Source organism: Acinetobacter rongchengensis (genome assembly GCF_003611475.1).
GTDB lineage: Bacteria > Pseudomonadota > Gammaproteobacteria > Pseudomonadales > Moraxellaceae > Acinetobacter > Acinetobacter rongchengensis.
Genome location: NZ_RAXT01000102.1, coordinates 1 through 4,918 on the forward strand (window position 1 = coordinate 1; position 4,918 = coordinate 4,918).

A 4,918-nucleotide genomic window follows, 5' to 3' on the forward strand; every position below is an offset into this window, starting at 1 on the left:
ATTCAGAATTGAAATAGAAAAATTTAAAAATAAATAACTTGGAAATAGATTTTATGATAAAATTCAATCAGCTATATTAATTTCTACACTTATGTCTGCACTACAAAAAATTAATGAAGATATGATAGTGAATCTTCCTAAGGGTGATTTACACGTTCATTTAAATGGAGCTATTCCAACAAATTTAGTTAAGGAATTATTAGCAAAAAATACAAATGGAATTCCCTCAAATTTTGATATTAATAAAGATTTAAATATTCTCGAACCACAAAAAAATCTGCAAGATTATTTAAAACCATGGAAAGTCTTAAATTTAATACCTAGATCGCAGAGTGATTTAAATAAAATAGTATTACAAACATTTTTTAGTTTAAAACGGCTTTGTTGTATAAACATTCTTCAAGATACTGATTTTTAAGGATTTGTTTAAATTTTAATCCAAAAATAAATTAAACAAAATCATAGTCTTAGATATTTATGCAACAAAGCCCCATTAGAGCTAAACTCCATTTACTAATGTCATATTTAAATCTAATGGTATGAAAGTACTATCAAATATACTGTTTAAATTACAGCGATTTCATTCTTGCTTCCATTATTTCGAATTTGAAGTCTTGGAACCATTGAATTATTTAAGTAATCATAAATAACCATTTCAGGATGATGCAGATCAAATGCTTGTCCAAACCATATACAAGCAGCATTGGATGCACATGGTAAGACATGAATTTTGGTAATTCCTTTATCTGTTAGACTATGAAATAACGCATGAATATCTTGCATGAAACTTAGTCCTCGTTCAGGATTTCTTATTGCTCCATTCCCCATATATTCTGGTTTAGCAGTAATATTAATTACCGGATGTCCTAATTCAACAGCCTTATTTTTAGAGGTTTCTGGATCAGCAGTGAGATTCAATCTAATAGTAATTTCAGTACAATCTTCTATTTCACTGAAATTATTAATTTCATACGCTTTGGTTGTACATATAAGATCAGGCCACATCCAACAACTTCCATCCCTATACATAAGCATAGGTATAAATTTCCCTTTATTTCCTAATTTACTTCCTAATGCTATTAGGCATGGCATAGGGCCGAAGCCAAAAATAGCTACTCTCTTATCATCAAATTTAGTTTCCCTAAGTAATTGTTCTGTTTGAACTTCAAATTCTTCTAAAAAATACTTTTTATAGAACTCATCAGCTGAAGCTCTTAAATGAGCTGGTAATGGTTCATGAATTAGTGTCTTATCTTTATGCAAAATAGATTTTAATGGGAGAAGGCAGCTTGCAATATCACGTCGTGAAGGAGACTGAGGAATATTGCGATTCACGGGCCAGAAAAATAAATACACTGGCATAGGAGTAAAGCTTAAAGAATCTAATAAATCTTCGCATTGTGCTGTGAAATTACTTCTCATTTGCGAGAGTCTTGAAGCTGTATATTCTGCGCCAGCAACTTTATCAATTAACCTATGATGTTTTTCACATAATAATAAAATATTCGTTGGATCATCTGATAGTTGATATGAGAAGAAGGGGATACCGCGAGTAGAATTTTCTGATGCTGCAACATTATGAGCTAAAACGCCATATGTACCTTCAAATCCAGTTATTTCATCTATGTTTAATTTTGCACCACATCCTTTAAACATACATCGGCCATGACTTGAGAGATAAATCTGGTTTTTATCTTTTTCAGATAAATCGTTACCCCTACCTGTAAGATGCTCAAAATCAAAAATTCTTTTTATGAAATATTCTAATTGGTTTACAGGGTTTGGTTTTTGTTTAGGAATCTTTCTAGGAACAAAATCTACATCTTTAACTTCGCTCTCTTGAGAGGAGGTTAAATTCCATGTTTCTTTTAACTTTTCAAAATCATGTAGAGTGTGGGCATCAATTATGTGACCTTGAAGAAAGCGTGCATAAATGGAAATTTTTTTGGCAAGCAATCTTCGGACAAAAGTTAAAGTATCATCATAATTGAGAATTATACGGAAAAAACTTTCAGGGCTTTTATTTTTCAATAAGACAAAAATTATATTTTTACGTTCTTCATCAACTAATACACCTAATGAATCTATACAAATATGCTTTAAAATTTCTTCTATATATTTATTTGCATTTGATAAATCATCTATTGCTGATAAAGAAGTCTGTAAACTTAGGGATGGGTCTAGTTGCATTTTCAATTTAACTCAATATAACCTAACAGTTTGATTTTAAAATTTTTTCTACCAATCCAGATTCCAGTTTTTACTCTTCCGATTATTAAATATAAAACTGGGTCATTAAGATTGGTAATGCCATTTAGAACAGTATCTATATCCCTTAAATCGGTTGGAGAGGGTGTTGGTACATCTTCAGGATGTGTATGCCATAGGCCTTGAAAATTATAGAATTTTTTAGATTCGTTCCAAGCTTGTATTAAAGCATATTGGTGGGACTTTGACCTAAAGAAAGACATACGTGTTTGACAGTCTCCTTCCATAGGAGAGGTAAAGCTTTCAATGATTTTAGCTTTAGTTTCTATGTCTGTTCTTCCAATTAGAATGCCACCCGATTCTGGAGAATCTGATTCTAATTGTATAAATTGCTTTAAACTCTTTAAAACATTTGCTTGAATAATAAAGACTTGGCCTGTAGGTGTGTCACATTTAATCCTCCCTTGAGTTATGTATTGCAACATGGGCATACTTCTTTATAAATTTCTTTTAAATTCAATATATTAATTCCATTTGAATTATTTACTGAATTATAAAAAGGGGTAGTAATTATTCCATTTTTATTTGCATTCTGATTGTCGCCAGAAATAGAAACAAATCCTAATTGTTGATTCAGGACATATTCAGAAATATAGCTTGCTAGCTTCATGCAATTTAAAGAAGAGAAGGGGGTAAATGCACCAGCACACCCTGTAATATTTTTAGCAATTAGCTGTCCAGATTGTACATATTTATACATAGGGGTAAGACTTTTATTTGATTTTTCATCAAAATATAAGCAGTTTAAACATCCTACATGTTTATTATTGAAAGAAATAAAATGTCCACCTAAATCATAAGGTTCTAACCAGCCTATTATTACTTGAATGTTTGCACTTATTTCATAAATAGTTTTTACGAGAGAAATCTCAGTAGGAGTATGGCCAATTGCTATGATGATAGTATCAATATCTTCAGTAATTTTTGATTTTATCCAGCTTTCACCATGGCTTACGAATGGAAAAATAGTTAATCCGGGCCTTTCTATTAAAAACTTATTAGCTAAAGAAGTAGATTTATAGGTATTAACATACTGCAAACCTAAAGAATGACGATAAATATTATCTGTTTTTAAAAGCTCTGGATCTATGAAAGAAAATTTATTTACGCCTGTTTGAGCTAATATCTCTGCAATCTTTGAGCCTAAAGCCCCACATCCGATAATCGCTATATGTCTTGTTTTTTTCTCTTGCCCCGTTCTATTTAATAAATAATCTATCCACGCTCTTTGTGTTAAAGAGACTTTAAAGCCTTTGAAGGATACTTTTTCTTTGAAAGAATACCAAATGGCATAATAAAAAATCACATAAGCAAATCCATGTTCATTTGGAATTCCCACTAGGGCATAATGATTGCCTTGTTTTAACAAAGATCGTTTGTTCTCATTAGAGAGGGTATTAACAATTTTTAGAAAATAGTCCTCATTAAAATAATCTCCTATATCTGGTATGGGGAAAACAGAAGCATCTTCTAATAATATCTTATGAATTTTTACTTTTGTGAGCTGGTTGTGGTTTATGTAAGAACTATCGCCATCATCAATATGCTCTAATATTTGATGATTCCCTTTTGATGATTTTCTTAACCAACCATATAAATTAAATGTAGAAGTAGGGTCGCAATGTAATATTACATCCTCATTTATATTTTGAGTGCTGCCTAAATATCCTTCTAGTTCGTTATACAAGCTTACTCGGTTGTTTAATTGAAAATTAATAAAAGATTGCTTGAGTATATCTATAGCCCTTTCAAAGAATTCAGTAATAAGTTCTTTATGTCTATAGCCTTCAAAGTTTTCACCTTGATGATCCGTAGTACAAATTTCCCCACTTTGACTCACATGATCTAAGGCAGACATTGGTCGTGTCAATATTCTAAAAATGGGAGGTATCGTCCAATTAGCTCTATTTTGAAAAATTAGACCAAGGCAAACCTGTTGTGTATTAATGAGAAAATCAAATTTTAGATTAACCCAATCCTTAGTAATAGAAGTGACATGGATATTTTGAGCTCCATGTTCACTTAATAGCTTTTCAATATTGTCTAACTTTGGGTTATCAAAAAACATTGAGTTTTCCTAAGCAGATTTTCCTTCTTGAGTGTAATAAGTTTGTACTACTGGTTCGGACACTTCTTGTATTTCAGGGATAGGGAATTGTCTTCCAAAAGTTTTATTTAAAATTTTGCAAGCTTCTACTGTATCAGTTTCCTCATTTACAGCTTCTAAAGATGATTTTAAATCTTCAAGTTTTGATTTTAAGTGCTCCATTTGTTTTCGGGTCAATTTTTCGAGTAAGTCTACACCTTGATGTGCAGGTAAATTAATTACGAGTCTGAAGTAATACTCGTTATTTTCTGGATCAATGCTAAAGGTAGTGAATTGATCTAATACATTATTTACTATAGAAAGTAATACCTTATTATCATTCTCATAATCTTCAGCTGTTATATGCTCATATACAGCTGTAGTGATAGCAATACTCTTAAAAAAATCTAGACCTTTCTCATTTCGCCATTGTTTCAAGTAGCGAGTACATCGTCTAAACTGATGACGTAAATCTGAATCATCTTCAAATTTTCCCAAAATTGTATCGGTAAGTTCAGTAGGATTTGAAATATCCCAAGTCTTAAGGTCTTCAGAGGAGAATTC

Annotated in this window: 4 protein-coding genes and 1 pseudogene; 1 reads left to right on the top strand and 4 read right to left on the bottom strand. The window is 31.2% G+C overall.

Translation table 11 applies throughout. The features are described from left to right. The first annotated feature begins 91 nt into the window (after nucleotides 1–91). Nucleotides 92–418, top strand: a complete 327-nt coding sequence (locus D7V20_RS18515) for a hypothetical protein (protein WP_005028412.1) — start codon at nucleotides 92–94, stop codon at nucleotides 416–418. 146 nt (nucleotides 419–564) lie between these two features. Here D7V20_RS18515 and D7V20_RS18520 read toward each other — a convergent pair whose 3' ends face one another. From D7V20_RS18520 to D7V20_RS18535, 4 genes and pseudogenes are all read right to left on the bottom strand, one after another. Next, a complete protein-coding gene (locus D7V20_RS18520; protein ID WP_005006366.1) occupies nucleotides 565–2,190 on the bottom strand; it encodes an SAVED domain-containing protein in 1,626 nt (541 codons plus the stop codon). Between the two features lie 2 nt (nucleotides 2,191–2,192). Beyond that, complete coding sequence (locus D7V20_RS18525; RefSeq protein WP_005006362.1) at nucleotides 2,193–2,693, bottom strand: Mov34/MPN/PAD-1 family protein; 501 nt, start codon at nucleotides 2,691–2,693, stop codon at nucleotides 2,193–2,195. After that, nucleotides 2,678–4,336, bottom strand: a complete 1,659-nt coding sequence (locus D7V20_RS18530; protein WP_005006360.1) for a ThiF family adenylyltransferase — start codon at nucleotides 4,334–4,336, stop codon at nucleotides 2,678–2,680. Before D7V20_RS18530 ends, D7V20_RS18525 begins: the two co-directional genes overlap by 16 nt. A gap of 9 nt (nucleotides 4,337–4,345) precedes the next feature. Further along, nucleotides 4,346–4,918, bottom strand: a pseudogene (locus tag D7V20_RS18535) (nucleotidyltransferase domain-containing protein); the annotation flags it as partial.

Excerpts from the sequence above, each read along its gene's own strand:
- D7V20_RS18515 (WP_005028412.1), top strand. The coding sequence starts at position 92 with ATGTCTGCACTACAAAAAATTAATGAAGATATGATAGTGAATCTTCCT.
- D7V20_RS18520 (WP_005006366.1), bottom strand. The coding sequence starts at position 2,190 with ATGCAACTAGACCCATCCCTAAGTTTACAGACTTCTTTATCAGCAATA.
- D7V20_RS18525 (WP_005006362.1), bottom strand. The coding sequence starts at position 2,693 with ATGTTGCAATACATAACTCAAGGGAGGATTAAATGTGACACACCTACA.
- D7V20_RS18530 (WP_005006360.1), bottom strand. The coding sequence starts at position 4,336 with ATGTTTTTTGATAACCCAAAGTTAGACAATATTGAAAAGCTATTAAGT.